This window comes from Cupriavidus sp. UYPR2.512 (genome assembly GCF_000379565.1).
In the GTDB taxonomy this organism is placed as follows: Bacteria; Pseudomonadota; Gammaproteobacteria; order Burkholderiales; family Burkholderiaceae; genus Cupriavidus.
Window position 1 is genome coordinate 219,098 of sequence record NZ_KB903151.1, and the last position, 23,488, is coordinate 242,585.

Sequence of the window (23,488 nt, forward strand, 5' to 3'; positions counted from 1 at the left end):
GCAGGCGTGCGGCGCATGCGCCGCAACACAGCGTGAGACCTTGTTGCAGCCCCGCCGAGGAGGGGTGCTGTCACAATTTCCGGGTCGGCGGGAATCGGGCTCTCATGTATAATCCCGATTTCCCCGGCAAGCTCGGTTTATGACCAAATTCGTCTTCGTCACCGGTGGCGTCGTCTCTTCTCTCGGCAAGGGCATCGCTGCTGCCTCGCTCGCGGCCATTCTTGAGTCGCGCGGCCTCAAAGTCACCCTCCTCAAGCTAGATCCCTACATCAACGTCGACCCCGGCACGATGAGCCCTTTCCAGCATGGCGAGGTGTTTGTCACGGAAGACGGTGCTGAAACCGACCTGGATCTCGGCCACTACGAGCGTTTCGTCTCGGCCAAGATGCGCAAGTCGAACAACTTCACCACCGGCCAGATCTACGAATCGGTGATCCGCAAGGAGCGCCGCGGCGAATACCTGGGCAAGACCGTGCAGGTGATCCCGCATATCACCAACGAGATCCAGGCTTTCGTCGAGAAGGGCGCCGCGGCGTCGCACGACGGCAAGGCCGACGTGGCGCTGGTGGAAATCGGCGGCACCGTGGGTGACATCGAATCGCTGCCGTTCCTGGAAGCCGCGCGCCAGATGAGCCTGCGCATGGGCCGCAACCACTGCGCCTTCGTGCACCTGACGCTGGTGCCGTTCATTGCCAGCGCCGGCGAGCTCAAGACCAAGCCGACCCAGCACTCGGTGCAGAAGCTGCGTGAAATCGGCATCTCGCCGACCGCACTGCTGTGCCGCGCCGACCGCCCGATCCCGGACGACGAGCGCGCCAAGATTTCGCTGTTCGCCAATATCCCGCAGGACGCCGTGATTTCGGTGTGGGATGCGGACAGCATCTACAAGATCCCGCAGATGCTCAACGAGCAGGGCTTGGACCGCCTGATCTGCGAGGAGCTGCGCCTGGATCCCAAGCCGGCCGACCTGTCGATGTGGCAGAAGCTGGTCAACGCCCAGGAAAACCCCGAGCACGAGATCACCATCGGCATGGTCGGCAAGTACGTCGACCTGACCGAGTCGTACAAATCGCTGATCGAGGCCCTGCGCCACGCCGGCATGCATACCGCCACGCGCGTCAACATCGAGTACATCGATTCCGAGGAACTGGAATCGGGCCACCTCGAAGTGCTGGCCCCGCTGGACGCCATCCTGGTGCCGGGCGGCTTCGGCAAGCGCGGCACGGAAGGCAAGATCCGCGCGATCCAGTACGCCCGCGAGAACAACATCCCCTACCTGGGCATCTGCCTGGGCATGCAGCTGGCCGTGATCGAGTTTGCCCGCCACCTGGCCGGCATGACCGACGCCAACTCGACCGAGTTCAACCTGGAAACCGAGCACCCGGTGGTCGCACTGATCACCGAGTGGGTGGACCGCGAAGGCAAGGTCGAGCAGCGCTCGGCCAATTCCGACCTGGGCGGCACCATGCGCCTGGGCGCCCAGCGCGTGCCGGTCAAGGAAGGCACCAAGGCCTCGACGATCTACGGCGCCGAGGTCAACGAACGCCACCGTCACCGCTACGAGGTCAACAACCACTACGTGCCGACGCTGGAAAAGGCCGGCATGGTGATCTCGGCGCGCACGCCGACCGAGAACCTGCCGGAAATGATGGAGCTGCCCGAGTCGATGCACCCCTGGTTCGTCGGCGTACAGTTCCACCCGGAATTCACCTCGACGCCGCGCGACGGCCACCCGCTGTTCAAGGCCTACGTCGAAGCCGCGCTGGCCAGCCAGCAGCGCAAGGGCGCCTGAGTCCCGGCGGCAAGCAGGAGAGACAGTCATGAAACTCTGTGGATTCGAGGCCGGCCTCGACCAGCCGTTCTTCCTGATCGCAGGTCCGTGCGTGATCGAGTCGGAGCAGATGGCGCTGGATACGGCCGGCGAGCTCAAGGCCATCACCGCTGAACTGGGCATCCCGTTCATCTACAAGTCGTCGTTCGACAAGGCCAACCGGTCTTCGGGCAAGTCGTTCCGCGGCCTGGGCATGGAAAAAGGCCTGGAGATCCTGGCGACGGTCAAGCGCGAGATCGGCGTGCCGGTGCTGACCGACATCCACGAGATCGACGAGATCAAGCCCGTCGCCGCCGTGGTGGACGTGCTGCAGACGCCGGCGTTCCTGTGCCGCCAGACCGATTTCATCCGTGCCTGCGCTCAGAGCGGCAAGCCGGTGAATATCAAGAAGGGCCAGTTCCTGGCGCCGCACGACATGAAGAACGTCATCGACAAGGCGCGCGACGCCGCGCGCGAAGCCGGTCTGCCTGACGATGTCTTCATGGCCTGCGAGCGTGGTGTCTCGTTCGGCTACAACAACCTGGTGTCCGACATGCGCTCGCTGGCGATCATGCGCGAGACCGGTGCCCCGGTGGTGTTCGACGCCACCCACTCGGTGCAGCTGCCGGGCGGCCAGGGCACCAGCTCGGGCGGCCAGCGCGAGTTCGTGCCGGTGCTGTCCCGCGCCGCCGTCGCTACCGGCGTGGCGGGCCTCTTCATGGAAACGCACCCGGACCCGAGCAAGGCCATGTCCGACGGCCCCAACGCGGTGCCGCTGTCGCGCATGAAGGAACTGCTGGCCGTGCTTAAGGACCTGGACACGCTGGTCAAGCGCGCCGGCTTCCTGGAAGACAACTTCGGCTGGCCGGCCTGCGCCTGAGCAGGCCCGGTTTTGTCACCACCGCGCCCTTCGTGGAAGCCGGTGGTGACAAACCATATCGAAAGACAATACAAAAAATCGGGAGATTCTCTATGGCCGCCGGCTATATCATCGCCTACATCGACGTGACCGACCCCCAGCAGTACGAAGAATACAAGGTGCTCTCGAGCAAGGCCATGCAGATCCATGGCGCCGAGGTGCTGGTGCGCGGCGGCAAGACCGAGCCGCTGGAAGGGGATTGGGCGCCGACGCGCGTCGTGGTGCTGAAATTCCCCAGCTATGAAGCCGCCAAGTCGTTCCACGACGGCGAGGCCTACCGCGCCGCGCGCAAGTCGCGCGAGCACGCGGCGAAGATGAACATGATCGTGGTGGAAGGCGCTGCCTGAGGGTTGTCGGGCAGTTTGACATGCGCCTGACACGGGCACAGCTTGAAGTAATCAGCAGCAGCAAGAATCAACAGTCAGAGAGGAATTCATGAGTGCAATCGTAGATATCATCGGTCGCGAGGTTCTCGACTCGCGCGGCAACCCCACCGTCGAATGCGACGTGCTGCTGGAATCCGGCGTGATGGGCCGTGCAGCGGTTCCGTCGGGCGCGTCGACCGGTTCGCGCGAAGCCATCGAGCTGCGCGACGGCGACAAGAGCCGCTATCTGGGCAAGGGCGTGCTGAAGGCCGTCGAGCACATCAACACCGAAATCTCCGAAGCCATCATGGGCCTGGACGCCTCCGAGCAGGCCTTCCTGGACCGCACCCTGATCGACCTCGACGGCACCGAGAACAAGGGCCGCCTGGGCGCCAATGCCATGCTGGCCGTGTCGATGGCCGTGGCCAAGGCCGCCGCTGAAGAAGCCGGCTTGCCGCTGTACCGCTACTTCGGCGGTTCGGGCGCGATGCAACTGCCGGTGCCGATGATGAACATCGTCAACGGCGGCGCGCATGCCAACAACAGCCTGGACATCCAGGAATTCATGATCATGCCGGTGTCGCAGACCAGCTTCCGCGAAGCCCTGCGCTGCGGCGCCGAGATCTTCCACGCGCTGAAGAAGATCCTGGCCGACAAGGGCATGTCCACCGCGGTGGGCGACGAAGGCGGCTTCGCCCCGAATTTCTCGTCCAACGAGGAATGCCTGAACACCGTGGTGCAGGCCATCGAGAAGGCCGGCTACCGCGCCGGTGAAGACGTGCTGCTGGCGCTGGACTGCGCCGCCAGCGAGTTCTACCACGAGGCCGAAGGCGTGTACCAGCTGGAGGGCGAAGGCCTGAAGCTGACCTCGACGCAGTTCGCCGACTACCTGGCCAACCTGTGCGACAAGTTCCCGATCGTGTCGATCGAGGACGGCATGGCCGAAGGCGACTGGGACGGCTGGAAGACGCTGACCGAGAAGCTGGGCACGCGCGTGCAGCTGGTGGGCGACGACCTGTTCGTCACCAACACCAAGATCCTGAAGGAAGGCATCGAAAAGGGCATCGGCAACTCGATCCTGATCAAGATCAACCAGATCGGCACCCTGACCGAAACCTTTGCCGCCATCGAGATGGCCAAGCGCGCCGGCTACACCGCCGTGATCTCGCACCGCTCGGGCGAGACCGAAGACAGCACCATTGCCGATATCGCCGTGGGCACCAACGCCGGCCAGATCAAGACCGGCTCGCTGTCGCGCTCGGACCGCATGGCCAAGTACAACCAGCTGCTGCGCATCGAGGAAGACTTGGGCGATATCGCCAGCTACCCGGGCAAGGGCGCGTTCTACAACCTGCGCTGACAGCTTGCCCCGTCGTTCCCGCTTGTGCGGGAGCGACAGCAAGCGGATGGAATGGCGGCGGCCGGGATTCCCTGGCCGCCGCCGTTTTTGTATCGAAATCTGCCTGGTAATTGCCTTCTAGGCTGAGTTCGCAGATCATTGTGCGGAATTTCCTGTCCGCCATCTTTCATGCGCCTGATTTCGCTGCTGTTGTTCGTGCTGCTGCTTGCCATCCAGTACCCACTCTGGCTGGGCAAGGGCGGATGGCTGCGCGTGTGGGACCTGAACCGGCAACTGACCGAGCAGGGCACCCGCAACCAGACGCTCAAGCTGCGCAACGCCAAGCTGGAAGGCGAAGTCGCCGACCTGCAGGACGGCACCGGCGCGATCGAGGAACGTGCCCGCTATGAGCTGGGCATGGTGAAAGAAGGCGAGGTCTTCGTGCAGTTTGTCGCGCCGGCGCCCAAGGTCAGCGCCACGCCGCCGTTGCCGCCGCCGTCGAATTCGGTCGCCGGAAGAGGTGGCCACTAAGGGGCGTCTTGCCACTCGCTGTCGGCGGGCTTGGATCCAGCCCGCCGGCTGTCCGTCACCACCAGCCGTACGGATAACCGCCCCAGCCCCAGCCGGGCATACCGACGCTGACGCCGCCGCCCCAGTGGCCGCCACCCCATCCCCCGTAATACAGGCTCCAGCTGGTGTTCGGATAGCCATAAGCCGCGCGCGCGGCCGCGGCCTGCTGGTCGAGCGCGATCGCGGCTGCCTGTTCGCGCAGTATCTGCTGGTTCAGCGTGTCGAGCTTCTGCTTGTCGTCAGCGGTCAGCGGCGCTGGCGGGATGGCGTTGGGCGCCAGCCGCGCCGTGGGCGGCGAGCCGTTGACGTCGCGCGGCAGCTCTGCGCAGCCGGCGGCCAGCAGCAGTGCGCCGATCGCGGTGCAGGCGGCAATGCGGCGCAGCACGGCCGGCACGATCGCGGGAGATTCAGGCAGGGAGGGGGTGGCCCGGGCGGACATGGCTGTTCTCAGGCTCGCTTGCGGCAGCTGGATGTTGCCATCGTACAGCCGTTGGACAGGCCGGCAAGGCGGTTGTTTCCGCCGTGCCGCCCCGCGCCTGCCGCTCAGTGGTGCTGCTGCGCGCCGGCACCGGCGCCGGTGGCGATATGGGTGGCCGAGAACAACTGGGCGCAGTCGACCGGATCAAATTCATAGCGCAGGCCGCAGAAGTCGCAGTGGATCTCGACCTGGCCGCGCTCGGCGATGATGCCTTCGATCTCTTCCTGGCCCAGCGACTGCAGCATGCCCGCCACCTTGGGGCGCGAGCAAGAGCAATGGAAATGCGGCGTCAGCGGCTCAAACACGCGCAAGCCGGCGGCCTGCAGGTCTTCCCAGAACAGACGGCGCAGCAGGGTGTCGGGGGTCTCGGCCAGCAGTTCGTCGGCCTTGAGCGTGGCGCCCAGCTGCACGGCGCGGTCCCAGGTGTCCAGGTCCTGCGCGCGGGCATGACTGGCCAGCGGTGCGCCGGTCTCGCCGACTTCCGCGGTGCCGCCGTAGGCCGGCAGCTTCTGCAGCAGCATGCCGGCGGCGACGTGGTCGTCCGCCGCCAGCCACAGGCGCGTGTCGAGCTGCTCGGACGCCTGCATGTAGTGCTCCAGCACGGCGCTGATCGAGGCCAGCGGGCCATGCGCGTCGGCCAGCGGCACGATGCCCTGGTACGCCTGCTGGCCCGGCAGCTTGTCCTTCGGGTCCAGCGTGATGGCAAAGCGGCCGTGACCGTGGGCGTTGACCATCTGCGCCAGCGTGGCGTCGTCGGCGATCTGCGCGTCCTCGGCCAGCTTGGCGGTGGCGCGCATCGACAGGTCGGACAGGCATTCCACCACCAGCATGCGCACCGGGCCGTCGCCGTGCAGCTGCATCACCAGCGCTCCGTTGAACTTCAGGTTGGCCGACAGCAGCGCCGCGGCGGCCATCATCTCGCCCAGCAGCCGGCGCACCGGTGCGGGATAGCTGTGGCGGCCCAGCACTTCCTGCCAGGTGGCTTCCATGCGCACCAGCTCGCCGCGCACGGGAGCCGCGTCGAACAGGAATTTCTGCAGGGTGTCGGGGGTGGTCGCGGGTGTGGTGGTGTGGGTCACAATAATCTGTCGATGATTCCGTAAGTGCCGCCGCGGTCGTCAGCCGATCCGCTTGAGCTGTTGCTTGTACATGGCCTGCCGGGTGGCGTAGGTCTCGGCGTTGCGGTACAGGTTGGCGACGTCGGCGTCGGTCAGCTCGCGCACCACCTTGGCCGGCGCGCCCAGGATCAGCGAGCGGTCCGGGAAGACCTTGCCCTCGGTCACCACGGCACCGGCGCCGACCAGGCATTCCTTGCCGATCACGGCGCGGTTCAGCACCACGGCCTGGATCCCGATCAGCGAGCCATCGCCCACGGTGCAGCCGTGCAGCATGGCCTGGTGGCCGATCGAGACCTTGTCGCCCAGGGTCAGCGGGCAGCCCGGGTCGGTATGCAGCACCGAGCCTTCCTGGATGTTGGTGTCCTCGCCCACCACGATCGGTTCGTTGTCGCCGCGGATCACGACACCGGGCCAGGCGCTGGCGCGGGACTTGAGGGTCACGTTGCCGATGACGGTGGCCTCGGGGGCCACGTAGGCATCGCTGTCGATATTGGGCTTGACGTCGCCGAGCTGGTAAAGCGCCATGGGGTCTCCTGCACGAAAGGCTTTTGTTGAAGTGGGGGTTGCCGCCGGACTTTAAAGGGCGGGGGTGCGGGCGCGCGGCGCCACGGCGACTGCGCGGCTTGCCCGGCAGTCGGGCACCGGCCAGGCCCTACAATGGCGGCAGACCCGGATTTTACGCTCATGCCAGAAAAAACACCCGCCGCCGCCTTGCCTGAACCGTCACTTTCTCCGCGCCACCAGGCGCTGGCGGTGCTGTGCATGACGGATCCCCGGCAGAAGGCCGTGGCGGCGCGAGCACTTTACCGCCATGTGACGACGTTGCCGGACGAGGCGCTTGCCGCCGGCGAAGCGATCCAGGCCGGTGCCGGCCAGGCCATCCCCGGCCGCCCCGCGCGGCCGCCGCTGGTGGCGCCGCAGGACGTCGAGCGGCGCCGCTCGCTGCATACCCCGGCCGGGCGCGCGGCGATGATCCATGCGCTGTGCCATATCGAGTTCAATGCCATCAACCTGGCGCTGGACGCGGCCTGGCGCTTCGCCGGCATGCCGCCCGGCTACTACCGCGACTGGCTGCGCGTGGCCGATGAGGAGGCGTACCACTTCACGCTGCTGGCCGACCACCTTGGCACGCTGGGCGCGGCCTACGGCGACTTCCCCGCCCACAACAGCCTGTGGGAGATGACCGACAAGACCGCCGGCGACGTGCTGGCGCGCATGGCGCTGGTGCCGCGCACGCTGGAGGCGCGCGGGCTCGATGCCTCGCCGCCGGTGCGCGCCAGGCTGGCCGGCGCCGGTGACCACGCCGCTGCGGCCATCATCGACATCATCCTGCGCGACGAGGTCGGCCACGTGGCCATCGGCAACCACTGGTACCGCTGGCTGTGCGCGCAGCGCGGCCTGGACCCCGTTGCCACCTACGCGCAGCTGGCCGGGCAGTACCGTGCGCCGAAGCTGCGCGGGCCGTTCAATCTCGATGCGCGGCGCGCGGCGGGCTTCGATGAGGATGAACTGGCCTGGCTGGAGGCATCGGCCGGTTAGGCCAGCCGTCCTGTACCTCAGCCGCGCGGCGCAAAGCCATGCTTGCGCGCCGACCAGACCGCCAGCCAGGTTGCGGCGAGCAGGGCCGCCAGCACCGGCGGGAATGCGCCGATTCCGAAGCCATCGAGCAGCAGCCCGCCGATGACGCCGCCGCCGGCGATGGCGATATTCCAGGCGGTAACCAGCATCGATTGCGCCACGTCCGCGGATTTGCCGGCGGTCTTTGCCAGCGCCGTCTGGAACAGCGTGGAAACGCCGCCGAAGCCCAGGCCCCAGATCGCGGCCGCGGCATAGACCACGGCCGGGTGGCCGCCTCCGGCCCCAAGCGCCAGCACCGCAAGCCCGAACAGCAGCGTGTTGGCCAGCGTCAGCGCCCGCAGCCACTGGTCGATCAGCACGCCGGTGATCCAGATGCCGGCGAGCGAGGCCACGCCGAACACGAACAGGACCAGATCAAGCCGTGCCCCGGCGTTGCCGGCTCGCAGGAACGGCGCGATATAGGTGTAGAGGATGTTGTGCGCCAGCACGAAGGCGAGCGTCACGAACAGTACGGGACGCACGCCCGGCATGGTGAACACGCGCGCGACCGGTAGCCGCTGGCCGGCGGGCTGGCCGGCAAAATCCGGCACGCTGGCCAGCACCCAGGCAATCAGGCCCAGCGTCAGCACGCTGACGATGCCGAAGCACGCGCGCCAGCCCATGAGCGCACCGAGGAAGGTCCCGGATGGCACGCCCAGCGACAAGGCCAGGGGAATGCCAACCATCGCGACAGCGATGGCCCGACCCTTGAGGTGATCGGGAACCATGCGCGCGGCATAGCCAGCCAGCAGCGCCCACAGCAGGCCGGCCGAGACACCCGCAAGGAAGCGCGCCGCCATCGTCAGGACATAGTTGCCGGACCAGGCCGTCACGGCGTTGGCGACGGCAAAGCCCGCGATGGCAAGCAGCAGCAGCGGCCGCCGCCGCAGCCCTTGCGTGGCCGCCGTCAGCGGCATGGCGGCCACCAGTGAACCGAAGGCGTAGATGGTGACGAGCTGGCCGGCAAGCGGCTCGGAGATGGCAAGGCCCGCGCCGATCTGCGGCAGCAGCCCTGCCGGCAAGGCCTCGGTCAGGACGGTGATGAAGCCTGCGACGGCAAGCGCAAGCAGTGCCGGAAGCGGTAGCCGCGCAGGCTGCGCGCTCTGGTGTGCATCGTTTGCAAGTGTGTTGGTGGCTGTCGTCATGTTGGCGCCTTGACAAGGGGTGGTGCGTTGCGTGGAGGGTTACGCGGCAGCGGGGGCGACACCGTAGACCGCGTCGCGCAGATCGGTGACAAAGCGGCCGGACATGCCCTCGTACAGCGTGTTGGTGAAGGCCACCACGCTCAGTCCCTGGCTGCGGTCGACGAACCAGGCGTGGCCGTAGGCGCCGCCCCAGCGCCAGGTGCCGGTGGCTTCCGGGGAGCCCGCCCGGCGCGGATCGCGCAGCACCGAGAAGCCCAGCCCGAAGCCGGTTCCCGGCGCATCGGGCAGGTCCAGGCCGCCGGTCTGGTCGCGCGCCATGTCCTCGACCAGGGCGGATGGCAGCAACGCGCCGCCGCCCTGGCGCAAGGTCTCCAGCAGGCGCAGGAAGTCTTGCGCCGTGCCCGCCATGCCCGCCCCGCCGGACGGGAAGGCCCGCGCATTGAAGATGCGGGCGGGGCTGTAGGGAATGCCAACCGTGCCTTCGAGCACCGGCACTGCCTCGCCTTCGCGCAGGCGGCGCGGGTGCGGGCTGTCATTCACATACGGGGTCGGCACGCGGTGCGCATCGCGTGCCACGAAGCCGGTGTCGTCCATGCCCAGCGGGCCGGTCACCAGCTGGCGCACTGCTGTGTCCAGCGGCGTGCCATGGACGCGCTCGATCAGCGCGCCCAGCACGTCGGTCGCGAGCGAGTAGCCCCACGCGTTACCCGGTTCGTACAGCAAGGGCACGCTGGCGATGCGCCGCAGGTTCTCCGCCAGGCTGATGGTGGTGTCGTCCATGCCGTCGGAAACTCCGGCGCGGGCATAGGGCCCGTCTTCGCCGGACTCGAAGAAGCGATAGCCCAGCCCCGCGGTATGGCTGAGCAGCTGCCGCGCCGTGATGCGTGCCGGTCGGCCATCGGCCAGGCGCGGGCGGAAATCGGGCAGCCAACGGTCGATACCCTGGTCAAGGTCGAGCCGGCCTTGTGCCACCAGCACCAGTGCAGCCACGCAGACGATCGGCTTGCTTACCGAAGCCAGCCGGAAGACCGCATCCATGCGCATCGGCTGTCCGCTTTCCCGATCGGCCAGGCCTGCCGCGTGCTGGCAGACCAGTTCGCCGTCGCGGCTGACCAGCACGACGGCGCCGACCAGTCGCCGCTGGTCCAGCGCCTGCCGGACCACGGCGTCGATGCGCGCGTTCAGTGGCGCGGGGAATGCAGGGGACACACCTGGACGCGGTGCAATCGTGGGGAGGGACACAGCGGAATCCTTGTTCAGTGAACGACCCGCTCACGATAAGGACCCAGCCATTAAAGAAAAAGTGGGCTACAGTTCCTTTTTCTCCGGAACTTTGTGTCCGCAATCGGAGGGCATCATGGACAGCCTCAGTGGCTTCGCTGTGTTTGTGCAGGTGGCCGAGACCCGCAGTTTTGTCGCGGCGGGGCGCTTGCTGGGGGTGTCGGCCTCTGCCGTCGGCAAGAGCGTGGCGCGCCTGGAAGAAAGGCTCGGCGTACGGCTGTTCCACCGCAGCACGCGCAGCGTGACGCTGACCGCCGAAGGCACGCTGTTCCTGGAGCGCAGCCGCCGCGTGCTCGCCGAGATCGAAGCGGCGGAGCTGGAACTGGCCGAAGCCACCGCGGCGCCGCGCGGCCGCCTGCGGGTGAGCCTGCCGCTGGTCAGTTCACTGGTCTTGCCCGTGCTGGGCGATTTCATGCGCGCGTATCCGGACATCGAGCTGGACCTGGATTTCACCGATCAACTGGTCGATGTCATCGAGGAGGGCTTCGATGCGGTGGTCCGCACCGGCGAGCCCGCCGACTCGCGCCTGTCGGCGCGCAAGCTGGGTGCGTTCCAGGCGCTGCTGGTGGCATCGCCCGAGTACCTGGCGCAGCGCGGCACGCCGAAGGTGCCTGCCGACCTGGCCGGCCATGCTTGCCTGCATTACCGTTTTCCCCACACCGGCAAGCTCGAGGCTTGGCCGCTGCGGCGCGCGCCGGGCGAGCCCGAGCTGGCGCTGCCGACATCGATGATCTGCAACAACATCGAGACGCGCCTGTGCTTTGCGCTGCGCGGCCTGGGCATTGCCTGCCTGCCGGATTTCGCCATCCGCGAGCAGCTGGCCGATGGCAGCCTGTGCCAGGTACTGTCGGGCCATGTGGGGCCGGCCAAGGCCTTTCATGTGCTCTGGCCGGCGAGCAGGCATCCCTCGCCCAAGGTGCGGGCGTTGGTCGACTTCCTGTGCGCGCGGGTCTTTCCCGCCGACGAGGCGCCGGCAGGGCAGGCCCGGAGTGCCTAGGCACTCCGGGCGGCGCGCTCTTCCTCCAGCAGGCGTAATACCCGCCGCTGGATTTTCCCGGTCGTCGTCATCGGCAACTGGTCGATGAATTCGATCGCCTTCGGGTATTCATACGGCGCCAGCTGGCCGCGCACATGCGCCTGCAACTCTGTGATCAACGCCGCGTCGCCGTCGAATGAACGGGCCACCGACGGCGTCAGCACCACGAAGGCCTTGACCACGGCGCCGCGCTCGGGGTCGGGCGAGGGCACCACGGCGCAGTTGGACACCGCCGGATGCTTGAGCAGGCAGTTCTCGATCTCGCTGGGCCCGATGCGGTAGCCCGAGGACTTGAACACATCGTCGGCACGCCCCTGGTACCACAGGTAGCCGTCGGCATCGACGCGCGCCAGGTCGCCGGTGCGGCACCAGCGCAGGCCGTCACGCTCGCTGTACTTGCCCGCGGTCGCCGCCTCGTTCTTCCAGTAGCCGAGGAAGAACACCGGGTCCGGATGCCCGGCGCTGTCGGTGGCGCACACCGCCACCTCGCCGTCTTCGCCGGGCGGGCAGGGGCGGCCTTCGTCGTCGATCACCTGCACGCGGTGGCCCGGGTAGGGGCGCCCCATCGAGCCCGGCCGTGCCGGCCAGCCCAGCTGGTTGTCGTCGTTCTGTGCGGTGCAGTTGCCGACGATGTAGTTGATCTCGGTCTGGCCGAACATCTCGTTGACGATCACGCCCAGCGCATCGCGGCACCAGCCGAACACGGTCTCGCCCACGGCCTCGCCAGCGCTCATCAGCGCACGCAGCCTGATGTCGTAGCGCTGCCGCGGCTCGGGGCAGGCCTTCATCATCTGCTTGAGCGCGGTCGGGAACAGGAAGGTGTTGGTGACGGCGTAGCGCTCCAGCAGTTCAAAGGCACGCTCGGCGGAGAACCGTCCCTGGTAGCCGACGATGGGCTTGCCGAAGTACAGCGCCGGCATCAGCGCATCCCACAGGCCGCCGGTCCAGGCCCAGTCGGCGGGGCTCCAGAACACGTCGTCGTCCTGCGGATACCAGTTCTGCGAGCAGACAAAGCCGGTCAGGTTGCCGATCAGCGCGCGGTGCGGGATCAGCGCGCCCTTGGGCGGGCCGGTGGTGCCGCTGGTGTAGATCAGTACGGCGGCTTCGTCGGCCTTGGTCTGCTCGGCGGTAAAAGCGGGCAGCTGCGCAGCCAGCAGCACGTCCCAGTCGTAGTCGCCGCGGCCATGCGCGCCGCCGGCGGCAATCACGGTGGCCAGCGTCGGGCATTCCGGGCGCGCGGCCAGCACATTGTCGATGGAAGTCTCGTCGGCGATCGCCACGTTGGCTTCGCTGTGCGCGATGCGGTAGGCCAGTGCCTCGGGCCCGAACAGCATCGACAGTGGCATGGCGATGGCGCCGAGCTGGTAGATCGCCATATGGGCGATCACAGTCTCGATCCGTTGCGGCATCACGATCGCCACGCGGTCGCCGCGCGCCACGCCGAGCGCGCGCAGCGCCGCCGACAGGCGGTTGGCCTCGGCCTGGATATGGGCAAAGGTATGCGCGTTGCGGCGGCCGTCCTCGTGCTCGGTATAGACCGCGATGCGGTCCATCGTGGCCGGGTCGCGCGCCCAGCGCCCGCAGCAGGCTTCGGCGATATTGAAATGCGGGGGAATCTCCCAGCGGAAGGATTCATACAGGGCGCGATAGTCGTCGCGCCGGCTTGCCGGCAAGGCAGCTGCGGCCATCCAGGGTCTCCGGTAGGTTCGGATCGCGGCAATCGCGGCCCCGATATGGCGGCGGCCGCTATAATGCCGGCAAGCGAACGATCGTTCTATTTTGTTTGGGCTTCCCTCGCCAGCCCCCGTGGCGCCGCGCCCGGCGGCGGGAAGACCCACGCGCCAGGGTGGAGACAATGACAATCAAGGAAACCTCGCGGTCTGAATTTATCACGTTGCGCGGGCTGCGCTACCACGTGCGCCACTGGGGCAAGCCCGGCGCGCGCAAGCTGTTCATGCTGCATGGCTGGATGGATGTGGCCGCGTCGTTCCAGTTCCTGGTCGACCACCTGCGCGGCGACTGGCATGTGATTGCGCCGGACTGGCGCGGGTTTGGCGAGACCGACTGGCCTACGCGCCACCCGGGTACGCAGTCCTACTGGTTCGCCGACTATATCGCCGACCTGGAGGCCTTGCTCGACCATTACGAGCCCGACGGCCAGGTCGACCTGGTCGGCCACAGCATGGGCGCCAACGTGATCTGCCTGTATGCCGGCATCCGCCCGCAGCGCGTGCGCCGCGTGGTGGACCTGGAGGGCTTCGGCATGACCGCGACGCGGCCGGTGCATGCGCCGAAGCGCTATGCGCGCTGGCTGGACGAATTGCGCGCCGGCTCGGAACTGAAGACGTATGACAGCGTGGACGGCGTCGCCGCCCGGCTGCAGAAGACCAACCCGCGCCTGCCTGACGACCGTGCCGCCTTCCTGGCGGCGCACTGGTCGCGCCGCAATGCGGATGGCCGCTGGGAGATCCTGGGAGACCCGGCGCACAAGCTGGTCAACCCGATGCTGTACCGGCTCGATGAGGTGATGGCGGTCTGGGAGCAGGTCAGCGCGCCAGTGCTGCATGTGGAAGCGCGCGCTTCGGAGACGCTGCGCCATATCGCCCACAAGCAGGCCATCGACGAATTCAAGGAGCGCTTCCGCGCCTTCCGTGACTTCCGTGAAGCGGTGGTCGATGACGCCGGCCACATGCTGCATCATGACCAGCCCGCCGCGGTGGCGGAGCTGGTGGAGTCGTTCTGCAGTGTGGTGTGAGCGCTGGCGCCGCCCGTTCAGGCATGCGTGAGCTTTTCCTTCAGCGCGGCGTTATTGCTGGTGTGCACGTGCACCAGCGCCTTTTCCGGGAAGGCGTAGTGGTAGGCGCGGCGCAATGCCAGCGCGGCCTCATGGAAGCCTGACAGGATCAGCTTCTGCTTGTTGGTGTAGTAGGCGATGTCGCCCGCGGCAAAGATGCCGCGGCGCGAGCTTTCGTACGTGGTGGTATCGACCAGGATGCGGCCGGCGCGCATGTCCATGTCCCACTGCGCGATCGGGCCCGGCTCGGACACCAGGCCGTACAGCGCCACCAGTTCATCGGCGGGCAGCACCGTGCTGCCGTCGCGGGTGCGCACCTCGACCTCGGTCAGCGGGCCATCCTGGCCTTCGGTGCGCAGGGCGCCGAGCATGCCGACCACGAAATCCATCTCGCCGGCCGCCACCGCTTCGCGCATTTCGGCGACGGTGCCGTCGGCCGCGCGGAAGCCTTCGCGCCGGTGCAGCAGCGTCACGCGCGCGGCCACCTTGCGCAGCGCCAGCGCCCAGTCCAGCGCCGAATCGCCGCCGCCGGCCACCATCACGCGCTTGCCGGCAAAGCGCGACACATCGCGCACGGCGTAGTGCACGTGGCGGCCTTCCAGTGCCGGTGCTTCCGGCAGCGCTACGCGCTGCGGCGCGAACGCGCCCGCGCCGGCGCAGACCAGCACCGCGGCGACATCGAAGCGCTTGCCGCCGTCGGTGGTGACCAGCAGGCGCTCATGGACGGCATGCCCGTCAGGTGCCGGCTGCCGTGCGATTTCGGACAAGCTTTCCGCGCGCTGGCCGAAGTGCATCGGGAAGTCGAACGGCGCGCATTGCTCCAGCAGCCGGTCGACCAGGTCCTGCGCCAGGCAGCCCGGCACGGCGGGGATGTCGTAGATCGGTTTTTCGGGATAGAGCTCGGTGCACTGGCCGCCGGCGCGGTCGAGCACATCGATCAGCTCGCATTTGAGGCCGAGCACGCCGGCCTGGAACGCGGCAAAGAGCCCGACCGGGCCGGCGCCCACGATCAGGACATCGGTGGTGGTGACGGGGGCTGGTGCGAGGGGGGTAGCGGTAGGCATTGGGCGTGGCGGGCACGCCAGGTGCCCGCAAAAAAGGACGGTGCAAGCCCCGACTATACCCCGCACATCGCCGGTTTCCGGCGACGCCAGCGTTGCCGGCAGGGCTTTGGCATGGCTTTCCAGGGTGCGCCGGCGTCACGCATGCAGGGGGCGACGGGAGTAGAATGGCTCCATGCAAAACGCCCACGCCATCAATGCCGACCTGCATTGCCATTCCACCGTGTCCGACGGCACGCTGGCGCCGCGCGCCATCGCGGAAATCGCCCGCGACGCGGGTGTCGCGTTCTGGGCGCTGACCGACCACGACGAACTGGGCGGGCAGGCCGAGGCGCGTGCCGCGGCCGAGGAATTCGGCATGCGCTATGTGCCGGGCGTGGAGATCTCGGTGACCTGGGCCGGGCAGACCGTGCATATCGTCGGGCTGCAGATCGACCCGCACTGCCCGGAACTGATCGACGGCCTGGCCGATACCCGTTCGGGGCGCGCGCGCCGCGCGCGCGATATCGCTGACGCGCTGGCAAGAGTGGGCATCACCGGCGCCTATGAAGGGGCGCTGCAGCACGTGGGCAACCCGGACCTGATCTCGCGCACGCACTTTGCGCGCTGGCTGGTCGACCAGGGCCGTTGCGCCACCGTGGGCGAGGTCTTCAGCGAGTACCTGTCGGAAGGCCGCCCCGGCTACGTCGGCCACCGCTGGGCCAGCCTGGGCGACGCCGTCGGCTGGATCCGCGCCGCCGGCGGCATCGCCGTGATGGCGCACCCGGGCCGCTACAATTACACCGATACCCAGCACGACGCGCTGTTCGATGAATTCACCGCGCTGGGCGGTGGCGCCGTCGAGGTCGTGACCGGCAGCCACACGCCCGACCAGTACCGCCGCTATGCCGGGGTGGCCCGCCATTACGGGCTGCTGGCCTCGCGCGGCTCGGACTTCCACGGCCCCGGCGAAGGGCGCATTGAGCTGGGCAAGCTGCCGCCGCTGCCGCCGACGGTGACGCCGGTCTGGCACGACTGGTAGGCGCAAGCCCGGCCTGGCCGGGGTACCCCCAGATTCCGCTCCGATCTGTCTGAATCCGCCACCCTGGTCCATGTCACAGTACTTCGAGATCCATCCGCTCAATCCGCAGTCGCGCCTGGTCAAGCAGGCCGCCCAGATCCTGCAGAAGGGCGGCCTGATTGCGCTGCCGACCGATTCCAGCTATGCGTTGGCCTGCCGGCTCGACGACAAGGGCGCCGTCGAGCGCCTGCGCCGCCTGCGCGGCATCGATGACCGCCACCACCTGACGCTGATGTGCCGCGACCTGTCCGAGCTCGGCAACTTCGCCCGCGTCGACAACCGGCAGTACCGCTGGCTCAAGGGTGCCACGCCGGGCCCGTACGTGTTCATCCTGGAAGCCACCAAGGAAGTGCCGCGGCGGCTGTCGCACCCGGCGCGCAAGACCATCGGCGTGCGCGTGCCTGAACACGCGATTCCGCTGGCACTGCTGGGCGAGACCGGCGAGCCGCTGATCTCGGCCACGCTGCAGATGCCGGGCGACGAAGCGCCGCTCAACGACCCGGCGGAAATCCGCGCGCGGCTGGAGAAGCAGCTTGACCTGGTGGTGTGCGGCGGCCCGGCGCCGGCGCAGCCGACCACGGTGATCGACCTGACCAGCGGCGAGCCCGAGCTGATCCGCGCGGGCCGCGGCGACGTCGAGCGCTTCGGGCTCTGAGCTCCCCAGGCGCTGCCACCCCGCCTGGCGGGTGCACAAGCGTGCGCCTGGGCGGCGCCGGGCCGTTACAATAGGGACCATGGATTCCTCCCTTATCCAGACCTTCGCGGTCTATGCCCTGCCGGTGCTGTTCGCCATCACGCTGCACGAGGCGTCGCACGGCTACGTGGCCAAGCTCTTCGGCGACGACACGGCCTATGTGCTCGGGCGCGTCAGCCTGAACCCGATCCGCCATATCGATCCGATCGGCACCATCGCGGTGCCGCTGCTGCTTTACATCATGACCAGCGGCCAGTTCGTGTTCGGCTATGCCAAGCCGGTGCCGGTGGTGTTCGAGCGCCTGCGCAACCCGCGCTGGCACGGCATGTGGGTGGCGCTGGCGGGGCCGGCCAGCAATGTGGTGCAGGCCTTCGTCTGGGTGCTGCTGGCCATCGGCCTGACCTGGGGTGGCGTGCGCGAGCCGTTTTTCGGCGAGATGGCGCTGGCGGGCGTGCGCGTCAACCTGGTGGTGGCAGCCTTCAACCTGTTCCCGGTGCCGCCGCTGGACGGCGGCCGCGTGCTGACCGCGCTGCTGCCGCAGGGCATTGCCCGCGCGGTGTCCCGCATCGAGCCGTACGGCATCTTCGTGGTGCTGGCGCTGGTGGCCGCGGGCGTGATCACCACGGTCTGGATGACGCCGGTGGTCAATGTGCTGATGTCGCTGATCGAGCTGCTGCTGCGCCCGATCGTGATCCTGCTGCATTGACGTGCCGGGGAACGCTATGACGCTTGCACACGCGGGACTCTCAGCCCCGTCCCCCTGGGTTGCCCGCTGGGCCCACCTGCTGCGCCCCGGCGCGCGGGTGCTGGACCTGGCCTGCGGCAGCGGCCGCCATGCCGCCTGGCTGGCGGCGCGCGGCCACACGGTGCTGGCCGTCGACCGCGACGCCGAGGCCATCGCCGGCCTGCCGGCCGGCGTCAGCGGCCGGGTGGCCGACCTGGAGCAGGGCGCCTGGCCGCTGGCTGGCGAGGCGCCGTTCGACGCCATCGTCGTCACCAATTACCTGCACCGGCCGCTGTGGCCGCACCTGGCGGCGGCGCTGGCGCCCGGCGGCGTCTGGATCCATGAAACCTTTGCTGCGGGCAATGAAACCGTCGGCAAGCCGTCGCGGCCGGATTTCCTGCTGCGGCCGGGCGAATTGCTCGAAGTGGCGCACCAGTATGGCCTGCGCGTAGTCGCCTATGAGGATGGTCTGGTCGAAGTGCCGAAAACAGCCTTCGTGCAGCGGATATGTGCGGTGCGCGCGGCGGCTGCGGACGCCGATGCGCCCGCGCCGGCACGCTACCGGCTCGACGCCTGAGCCAGGCGTGGCGCTGTCGGCGAGAATGCCGCTGCACACGTTGAAACAGTTGGTATCAACCCCTGTCCGGGCGGCGGTCGAAGCGGCCTGCGGTTCCGGTACAATCCCGTTATTCGCATCCCGAATTCCTTAACGTTATGACACAGATTACCGGCAGCATCGTCGCCATCGTTACCCCGATGCATGAAGACGGCAGCCTGGACTTCCCGGCCCTGCGCGCACTGGTCGACTGGCACGTGGCCGAAGGCACCGACGGCATCGTGATCGTGGGCACCACCGGCGAGTCCCCGACGGTTTCCGTCGAGGAGCACTGCGAGCTGATCCGCGTTGCCGTGGAGCAGGCCGGCAAGCGCATCCCGATCATCGCGGGCACCGGCGGCAACTCCACCAAGGAGGCCATCGAGCTGACCGCCTTCGCCAAGAAGGTGGGCGCCGATGCGTCGCTGCAGGTCGTGCCGTATTACAACAAGCCGACCCAGGAAGGCATGTACCGGCATTTCCGCACCATTGCCGAAGCAGTGGAGCTGCCGGTGCTGCTGTACAACGTGCCGGGCCGTACGGTCGCGGATATGAACAACGAGACCATCCTGCGCCTGGCGCAGGTGCCGGGCATCGTCGGCGTCAAGGAAGCGACCGGCAATATCGACCGCGCCGCGCAGCTGATCAAGGACGCGCCGGAAGGCTTTGCCGTCTACAGCGGCGACGATCCCACGGCGGTTGCGCTGATCCTGCTGGGCGGCCACGGTAATATCTCGGTCACCGCCAACGTGGCACCGCGCAAGATGCACGAGATGTGCGTCGCGGCGCTCAAGGGCGACGTCGTCACCGCGCGCCGCCTGCACATGGAGCTGATCGGGCTGAACCGGGCCATGTTCATCGAGGCCAACCCGATCCCGGTCAAGTGGGCGCTCCAGCAGATGGGCAGGATGGAAGGCGGTATCCGCCTGCCGCTGACCCCGCTGTCCGAGGGCAACCACGACTATGTACGCAAGGCACTGGCCGCCGCCGGCCTGCTGGCCTGATCTTTCGCGGCGTCCTGCTGTCGCCCCACCTACTAGGATTGCGTGTCAATGAAACTGAAGCTTAACCGCCGCGGCGCGACGCAAGTCCGCCGCGCCGCCCTGGTTGTGCCCGTGCTCGCCGCTGGCGTGATCACCGGCTGCAGCAGCATCAACGAAGCGATGCAGCCGGACAAGATCGACTACAAGTCGTCGGCCTCGAAGCGCACGCCTACGCTGGATATCCCGCCCGACCTGACCAAGCTGGAGGGTGATCGCCGTTATTCGGTGCCCGATGCGAACGGCACTTCGACGTTGTCGACGTACAGCCAGGCCACCAAGGTGCGCGAGCAATCCCCGAGCGAGAACGTGCTGCCCTCCGCGCAGGGCATCCGCATGGAGCGCGACGGCAACCAGCGCTGGCTGGTGATCAGCAACGGCATGCGCGGCGACCAGCTGTGGCAGCAGCTGCGCGGCTTCTGGCAGGAAAGCGGTTTCCTGCTGGTGCAGGACTCGCCCGAGACCGGCATCATGGAAACGGACTGGGCCGAGAACCGCGCCAAGATCCCGCAGGACATCATCCGCAACACCATCGGCAAGGTCTTCGATGGCCTGTACTCGACCTCGGAGCGCGACAAGTTCCGCACCCGCGTCGAGCGTTCGCAGAATGGTACGCTGGAGGTCTTCATCAGCCACCGCGGCGCGCAGGAGCAGCTGACCGGCATCGACAAGTCGAGCACGGTCTGGACCCCGCGTCCGGCCGATCCTGAGCTGGAAGCCGAATTCCTGTCGCGCCTGGCCCAGCGCCTGGGCGTGCAGAAGGAACAGGCCGACCGCATGGCCAAGAACCCGGCCGCGGCGGGCAATACCGCAGCCGCTGCGGGCACGGCCGCCGCTGCCGGCACCGCAGCCGCCGCTGGTGCCGATGGCGCCGCGCCGGCCAAGTCGTACCTGGCCCAGGTCAACGGCGCCCCGGCGCTGCAACTGCCCGAACCGTTCGACCGCGCCTGGCGCTCGGTCGGCCTGTCGCTGGACCGCGTGAACTTCACCGTTGAAGACCGCGACCGCGGCCAGGGCCTGTACTACGTGCGCTATGTCGACCCGCGCACCGTTGCCGACAGCCGTGGCTTCTTCTCCAAGCTGTTCACCAAGCCGGAAGATTCCAAGACCGCCAAGAAGTATCGCGTGGCGCTCAAGGGCACGGGCAGCGGCACGCTGGTGACGGTGCTCAACGATGCCGGCCAGCCTGAGAACGGCGAAATCGGCAAGCGCATCCTGTCGCTGATCGACGAGCAACTGCACTGAGCCGGCGCATGACTGCTGGCTTGCCAGCCGGCCGTCCTGGCCGGTGCCTGGCGGGGAGGGCGCAGCCATGATGCGCTTCGCCTTCCTCGGCAGCGGCAGCGAGGGCAACTCGCTGCTGATCGAATCCCGCGAAGACACCACCACCACGCGCGTGCTGCTGGACTGCGGCTTCGGCATCCGCGAGACCGCCCGGCGCCTGGAGCGCCTGGGCGTCACGCCGGACCAGCTCGACGCCGTGCTGGTCACGCACGAGCATGGCGACCACGTCGGCTCGGCTTATGCCTTTGCCGCGCGCCATCGCCTGGCGGTCTACACCAGCCACGGTACCTGGCTGGCGACCTCGCACCTGCGCGGCGCCGATGCGGCCGACGTGCGCGTCTGCGGCGCCGACCATGCCTTTGCCATCGGCGGACTGCAGGTGCTGCCGTACACGGTGCCGCACGATGCGCGCGAGCCGCTGCAGTTCGTCTTGTCGGACGGGCAGGCGAGGCTGGGCGTGCTGACCGATGCGGGCATGGAGACGCCCTACGTGACGGCGCGCCTGGCAGGCGTGGATGCGCTGGTGCTGGAATGCAACCATGACCGCGAGATGCTGCGCAATTCGGTCTATCCGGCTTCGCTGAAGCGGCGCATCGGCGGGGACTTCGGCCACCTGGCCAATGAAGTGGCGGCCAGTATCCTGGCGCAAGTTGCCCATGCCGGCCTGAACCGCGTGGTCGCGGCCCACCTCAGCAAGCAGAACAATACGCGTGAGCTGGCAACCGGGGCGCTGGCGGTGGCGTTGGGTGCGCTGCCGTCCGAGGTGCTGGTGGCTGACCAGGACGAGGGCCTGGACTGGCAGGCGGTGCGCGCCTGAGGGATATCAGGATGCAGCGGGGCGCAGTGCGGTAGCGGCGCCCAAATAAAAAAACCGGCCCGAAGGCCGGCTTTTTCATCGGTCAGGAACCGATTACTGCTTGGCAGCCGGAGCCGAAGCGTCAGCGGCCGGAGCCGAGGCTTCAGCAGCGGGAGCCGTAGCGGCAGCAGCCGGAGCTTCAGCAGCGGGAGCCGAAGCTTCAGCAGCCGGAGCGGCGGCAGCCGGAGCAGCCGTTTCAGCGGCCGGAGCGGCGGCTTCTTCCTTCTTGCCGCAAGCGGCGAGAGCAACAGCGGCCAGCAGCGATGCGATCAGGAGAGACTTCTTCATTGTTCGTCCTTTAACTTGTAATAACGGAAAACAGGCGATGAATAATTACCGGTAATTATCGCTCTTGAACTGCAAAATAGAGGCCCTCCCGGGTCCCGACAAATGCAATGGTCCACAGTACTAGCCAGCCAACGATTATATCCGCGTTTTCCCGGCTTGTGTAGCGCCGAAATTTACTGATTCGCAATGTTACGCATTATTACAGCCGCGGACCCAATTGCAGCCATCCTTCCAGCGTCCAGTGATGGAAAGTTTCCATCAGATCGGGTAGATCCGCGCAAGCAGCAACATCTTCGCCACTAAGTTGCCGATAATCGGCCAACTTTTTCAGCCATTGCATCAGCTCGGCCGGCGGCTCGTAGGCCTCCCCATTGAGGAAGAAATTCGCGCGGTCGTAAAGAGCAATCGATGCCGATGGCAGTACGACACCATGGCGGGCCGCCAGTGTCGCATAACGGCGCAACGGCATGTCAGGTATCTCTGCAAATTCAACGCCTGGCTTGGGTTCGGACAGATGGCTGCCGAGGAATTCAGACACCATCTGGCTATTCCATTGCAGCGCCTTGAGCCGCTCGGCGACTGCCTTGGCCATGCCCGCGGGCAGTTGCGCGGGCCGTGTGGCGGCGCGCTCGCCGGCGTCGGCGTAACGGCCGCCGAGGTCTTCGTTATCTTCGACCGTTTCAGACAGCCAGGCCAGGAAATGCCCGGCCAGCTCGCGGTAGGCCGGCGCGCGGAAGCCGATCGAGCAGGTCATGCATTCGCCCTCGGCAATGCCATCGTGCGCATATTGCGGCGGCAGGTAGAGCATGTCGCCGGGTTCGAGCACCCATTCCTGTTCCGCGTTGAAGTCGGCGAGGATCTTCAGCGGCATGTCCGGGATCAGCTCAAGGCCGGTCTGCGACGAAATGCGCCAGCGGCGCCGGCCCGAGACTTGCAGCAGGAACACATCGTAGGAGTCGAAGTGCGGGCCCACCCCGCCGCCATCGGTGGCGTAGCTGATCATCAGGTCGTCCAGGCGCGCGTCGGGCACGAAACGGAAGCGGCCCATCAGCTCGGCGGCGGCGGCGTCGTGCAGATTTACCCCTTGCACCAGCAGGGTCCATTGGCGGGCCTTGACGCCGGGCAGGTTTTCGCGCGCAAATGGGCCATGCGCGAGTTTCCAGCGGTTGCGGAAGTGCGTCACCAGGCGCGATTCGACGTCGTCGCTGTCGGCCAGGTCGAAAAGCGCCTCGCGCGACACAGGCGGCACGATTCCGGGTACTGCCTGTCGAATCAGCAGGGGCTTGCGATGCCAGACATCCCGCATGAATGCAGCAGGCGTCATGCCACCAAGCAGGTCGAGCGGAGTGTCTGGATCGACGGGGCCAGGGGGCAGGGCCTGCGCGTATAATGCGGAATCGTTCATGGAGTCAAG

At 67.6% G+C, this 23,488-nt stretch carries 24 protein-coding genes; 15 read left to right on the top strand and 9 right to left on the bottom strand.

Annotated features, from left to right (window positions below; genetic code table 11):
- The first annotated feature begins 139 nt into the window (after positions 1-139).
- From A3A5_RS0125530 to ftsB, 5 genes are all read left to right on the top strand, one after another.
- Positions 140-1,792 carry a CTP synthase gene (locus A3A5_RS0125530; RefSeq protein WP_018313318.1) on the top strand — a complete coding sequence of 551 codons (1,653 nt, stop codon included), beginning with the start codon at positions 140-142 and terminating at the stop codon, positions 1,790-1,792.
- A gap of 28 nt (positions 1,793-1,820) precedes the next feature.
- Positions 1,821-2,690, top strand: coding sequence for a 3-deoxy-8-phosphooctulonate synthase (kdsA, locus tag A3A5_RS0125535; RefSeq protein WP_018313319.1), 870 nt, complete (start codon positions 1,821-1,823; stop codon positions 2,688-2,690).
- 92 nt (positions 2,691-2,782) lie between these two features.
- A complete protein-coding gene (locus tag A3A5_RS0125540) occupies positions 2,783-3,076 on the top strand; it encodes a DUF1330 domain-containing protein (protein WP_018313320.1) in 294 nt (97 codons plus the stop codon).
- A gap of 88 nt (positions 3,077-3,164) precedes the next feature.
- On the top strand, positions 3,165-4,454 hold the full coding sequence (gene eno, locus A3A5_RS0125545) for a phosphopyruvate hydratase (protein ID WP_018313321.1): 1,290 nt from the start codon (positions 3,165-3,167) through the stop codon (positions 4,452-4,454).
- A 168-nt stretch (positions 4,455-4,622) separates the two neighbouring features.
- Positions 4,623-4,964 (top strand): cell division protein FtsB, encoded by a 342-nt coding sequence (ftsB, locus tag A3A5_RS0125550; protein WP_018313322.1) that lies wholly within the window; start codon positions 4,623-4,625, stop codon positions 4,962-4,964.
- Positions 4,965-5,019: 55 nt separating this feature from the next.
- Here the strand turns inward: ftsB and A3A5_RS0125555 are convergent, their stop codons facing one another.
- The 3 genes from A3A5_RS0125555 to A3A5_RS0125565 all read right to left on the bottom strand — a co-directional run bounded on the left by A3A5_RS0125555 (position 5,020) and on the right by A3A5_RS0125565 (position 7,124).
- A complete protein-coding gene (locus A3A5_RS0125555; protein WP_018313323.1) occupies positions 5,020-5,442 on the bottom strand; it encodes a hypothetical protein in 423 nt (140 codons plus the stop codon).
- Between the two features lie 104 nt (positions 5,443-5,546).
- Complete coding sequence (locus A3A5_RS0125560; protein ID WP_018313324.1) at positions 5,547-6,560, bottom strand: Hsp33 family molecular chaperone HslO; 1,014 nt, start codon at positions 6,558-6,560, stop codon at positions 5,547-5,549.
- A 39-nt stretch (positions 6,561-6,599) separates the two neighbouring features.
- On the bottom strand, positions 6,600-7,124 hold the full coding sequence (locus A3A5_RS0125565; protein ID WP_018313325.1) for a gamma carbonic anhydrase family protein: 525 nt from the start codon (positions 7,122-7,124) through the stop codon (positions 6,600-6,602).
- A 132-nt stretch (positions 7,125-7,256) separates the two neighbouring features.
- Between A3A5_RS0125565 and A3A5_RS0125570 the strand changes: the two genes are divergently transcribed.
- Entirely contained in the window at positions 7,257-8,138 is an 882-nt protein-coding gene (locus tag A3A5_RS0125570; protein ID WP_026201121.1) for a ferritin-like domain-containing protein, read from the top strand.
- Between the two features lie 17 nt (positions 8,139-8,155).
- On the opposite strand, the gene A3A5_RS0125575 is transcribed toward A3A5_RS0125570, so the two are convergent.
- Positions 8,156-9,361 (bottom strand): MFS transporter, encoded by a 1,206-nt coding sequence (locus A3A5_RS0125575; RefSeq protein WP_018313327.1) that lies wholly within the window; start codon positions 9,359-9,361, stop codon positions 8,156-8,158.
- A 39-nt stretch (positions 9,362-9,400) separates the two neighbouring features.
- Positions 9,401-10,570 carry a serine hydrolase gene (locus A3A5_RS0125580; RefSeq protein ID WP_018313328.1) on the bottom strand — a complete coding sequence of 390 codons (1,170 nt, stop codon included), beginning with the start codon at positions 10,568-10,570 and terminating at the stop codon, positions 9,401-9,403.
- 148 nt (positions 10,571-10,718) lie between these two features.
- Between A3A5_RS0125580 and A3A5_RS0125585 the strand changes: the two genes are divergently transcribed.
- On the top strand, positions 10,719-11,639 hold the full coding sequence (locus A3A5_RS0125585; RefSeq protein ID WP_018313329.1) for a LysR family transcriptional regulator: 921 nt from the start codon (positions 10,719-10,721) through the stop codon (positions 11,637-11,639).
- Here A3A5_RS0125585 and A3A5_RS0125590 read toward each other — a convergent pair.
- The gene (locus tag A3A5_RS0125590) at positions 11,636-13,366 is read right to left on the bottom strand and encodes an acyl-CoA synthetase (protein WP_018313330.1); all 1,731 of its coding nucleotides are present in this window, start codon (positions 13,364-13,366) and stop codon (positions 11,636-11,638) included. The two genes, A3A5_RS0125585 and A3A5_RS0125590, sit on opposite strands and share 4 nt — an antisense overlap.
- A 167-nt stretch (positions 13,367-13,533) precedes the next feature.
- On the opposite strand from A3A5_RS0125590, the gene A3A5_RS0125595 reads away from it, so the two are divergent.
- Positions 13,534-14,433, top strand: a complete 900-nt coding sequence (locus A3A5_RS0125595; RefSeq protein ID WP_018313331.1) for an alpha/beta fold hydrolase — start codon at positions 13,534-13,536, stop codon at positions 14,431-14,433.
- A gap of 17 nt (positions 14,434-14,450) precedes the next feature.
- Here A3A5_RS0125595 and A3A5_RS0125600 read toward each other — a convergent pair whose 3' ends face one another.
- Positions 14,451-15,536: an NAD(P)/FAD-dependent oxidoreductase gene (locus A3A5_RS0125600; RefSeq protein ID WP_018313332.1), complete on the bottom strand. Its 1,086-nt coding sequence runs from the start codon at positions 15,534-15,536 to the stop codon at positions 14,451-14,453.
- Positions 15,537-15,708: 172 nt separating this feature from the next.
- Here A3A5_RS0125600 and A3A5_RS0125605 point away from each other — a divergent pair, with 172 nt between their 5' ends.
- The 7 genes from A3A5_RS0125605 (at position 15,709) to A3A5_RS0125635 (ending at position 21,747) form a co-directional block, all read left to right on the top strand.
- The gene (locus tag A3A5_RS0125605; RefSeq protein ID WP_018313333.1) at positions 15,709-16,554 is read left to right on the top strand and encodes a 3',5'-nucleoside bisphosphate phosphatase; all 846 of its coding nucleotides are present in this window, start codon (positions 15,709-15,711) and stop codon (positions 16,552-16,554) included.
- Between the two features lie 70 nt (positions 16,555-16,624).
- Positions 16,625-17,248 carry an L-threonylcarbamoyladenylate synthase gene (locus A3A5_RS0125610; RefSeq protein ID WP_013956157.1) on the top strand — a complete coding sequence of 208 codons (624 nt, stop codon included), beginning with the start codon at positions 16,625-16,627 and terminating at the stop codon, positions 17,246-17,248.
- 79 nt (positions 17,249-17,327) lie between these two features.
- Positions 17,328-17,993 carry a site-2 protease family protein gene (locus tag A3A5_RS0125615; protein WP_018313334.1) on the top strand — a complete coding sequence of 222 codons (666 nt, stop codon included), beginning with the start codon at positions 17,328-17,330 and terminating at the stop codon, positions 17,991-17,993.
- Positions 17,994-18,009: 16 nt separating this feature from the next.
- Positions 18,010-18,588, top strand: coding sequence for a bifunctional 2-polyprenyl-6-hydroxyphenol methylase/3-demethylubiquinol 3-O-methyltransferase UbiG (locus tag A3A5_RS0125620; RefSeq protein WP_026201123.1), 579 nt, complete (start codon positions 18,010-18,012; stop codon positions 18,586-18,588).
- A 137-nt stretch (positions 18,589-18,725) separates the two neighbouring features.
- Complete coding sequence (gene dapA, locus A3A5_RS0125625) at positions 18,726-19,610, top strand: 4-hydroxy-tetrahydrodipicolinate synthase (protein WP_018313336.1); 885 nt, start codon at positions 18,726-18,728, stop codon at positions 19,608-19,610.
- Between the two features lie 48 nt (positions 19,611-19,658).
- Positions 19,659-20,891 (top strand): outer membrane protein assembly factor BamC, encoded by a 1,233-nt coding sequence (gene bamC, locus A3A5_RS0125630; RefSeq protein WP_018313337.1) that lies wholly within the window; start codon positions 19,659-19,661, stop codon positions 20,889-20,891.
- 67 nt (positions 20,892-20,958) lie between these two features.
- Positions 20,959-21,747: an MBL fold metallo-hydrolase gene (locus tag A3A5_RS0125635; protein WP_018313338.1), complete on the top strand. Its 789-nt coding sequence runs from the start codon at positions 20,959-20,961 to the stop codon at positions 21,745-21,747.
- Between the two features lie 93 nt (positions 21,748-21,840).
- Here the strand turns inward: A3A5_RS0125635 and A3A5_RS42180 are convergent, their stop codons facing one another.
- Entirely contained in the window at positions 21,841-22,074 is a 234-nt protein-coding gene (locus A3A5_RS42180) for a hypothetical protein (RefSeq protein WP_081623984.1), read from the bottom strand.
- 199 nt (positions 22,075-22,273) lie between these two features.
- On the bottom strand, positions 22,274-23,479 hold the full coding sequence (locus A3A5_RS0125640) for a cupin domain-containing protein (RefSeq protein WP_026201124.1): 1,206 nt from the start codon (positions 23,477-23,479) through the stop codon (positions 22,274-22,276).
- Positions 23,480-23,488: the final 9 nt, after the last annotated feature.

Bases quoted from the DNA above. Each gene is read 5' to 3' on its own strand.
- A3A5_RS0125530 (WP_018313318.1), top strand. From the start codon at position 140: ATGACCAAATTCGTCTTCGTCACCGGTGGCGTCGTCTCTTCTCTCGGC.
- kdsA (WP_018313319.1), top strand. From the start codon at position 1,821: ATGAAACTCTGTGGATTCGAGGCCGGCCTCGACCAGCCGTTCTTCCTG.
- A3A5_RS0125540 (WP_018313320.1), top strand. From the start codon at position 2,783: ATGGCCGCCGGCTATATCATCGCCTACATCGACGTGACCGACCCCCAG.
- eno (WP_018313321.1), top strand. From the start codon at position 3,165: ATGAGTGCAATCGTAGATATCATCGGTCGCGAGGTTCTCGACTCGCGC.
- ftsB (WP_018313322.1), top strand. From the start codon at position 4,623: ATGCGCCTGATTTCGCTGCTGTTGTTCGTGCTGCTGCTTGCCATCCAG.
- A3A5_RS0125555 (WP_018313323.1), bottom strand. From the start codon at position 5,442: ATGTCCGCCCGGGCCACCCCCTCCCTGCCTGAATCTCCCGCGATCGTG.
- A3A5_RS0125565 (WP_018313325.1), bottom strand. From the start codon at position 7,124: ATGGCGCTTTACCAGCTCGGCGACGTCAAGCCCAATATCGACAGCGAT.
- A3A5_RS0125570 (WP_026201121.1), top strand. From the start codon at position 7,257: ATGGCGGCAGACCCGGATTTTACGCTCATGCCAGAAAAAACACCCGCC.
- A3A5_RS0125575 (WP_018313327.1), bottom strand. From the start codon at position 9,361: ATGACGACAGCCACCAACACACTTGCAAACGATGCACACCAGAGCGCG.
- A3A5_RS0125585 (WP_018313329.1), top strand. From the start codon at position 10,719: ATGGACAGCCTCAGTGGCTTCGCTGTGTTTGTGCAGGTGGCCGAGACC.
- A3A5_RS0125590 (WP_018313330.1), bottom strand. From the start codon at position 13,366: ATGGCCGCAGCTGCCTTGCCGGCAAGCCGGCGCGACGACTATCGCGCC.
- A3A5_RS0125595 (WP_018313331.1), top strand. From the start codon at position 13,534: ATGACAATCAAGGAAACCTCGCGGTCTGAATTTATCACGTTGCGCGGG.
- A3A5_RS0125600 (WP_018313332.1), bottom strand. From the start codon at position 15,536: ATGCCTACCGCTACCCCCCTCGCACCAGCCCCCGTCACCACCACCGAT.
- A3A5_RS0125605 (WP_018313333.1), top strand. From the start codon at position 15,709: ATGCAAAACGCCCACGCCATCAATGCCGACCTGCATTGCCATTCCACC.
- A3A5_RS0125610 (WP_013956157.1), top strand. From the start codon at position 16,625: ATGTCACAGTACTTCGAGATCCATCCGCTCAATCCGCAGTCGCGCCTG.
- A3A5_RS0125615 (WP_018313334.1), top strand. From the start codon at position 17,328: ATGGATTCCTCCCTTATCCAGACCTTCGCGGTCTATGCCCTGCCGGTG.
- A3A5_RS0125620 (WP_026201123.1), top strand. From the start codon at position 18,010: ATGACGCTTGCACACGCGGGACTCTCAGCCCCGTCCCCCTGGGTTGCC.
- dapA (WP_018313336.1), top strand. From the start codon at position 18,726: ATGACACAGATTACCGGCAGCATCGTCGCCATCGTTACCCCGATGCAT.
- bamC (WP_018313337.1), top strand. From the start codon at position 19,659: ATGAAACTGAAGCTTAACCGCCGCGGCGCGACGCAAGTCCGCCGCGCC.
- A3A5_RS0125635 (WP_018313338.1), top strand. From the start codon at position 20,959: ATGATGCGCTTCGCCTTCCTCGGCAGCGGCAGCGAGGGCAACTCGCTG.
- A3A5_RS42180 (WP_081623984.1), bottom strand. From the start codon at position 22,074: ATGAAGAAGTCTCTCCTGATCGCATCGCTGCTGGCCGCTGTTGCTCTC.
- A3A5_RS0125640 (WP_026201124.1), bottom strand. From the start codon at position 23,479: ATGAACGATTCCGCATTATACGCGCAGGCCCTGCCCCCTGGCCCCGTC.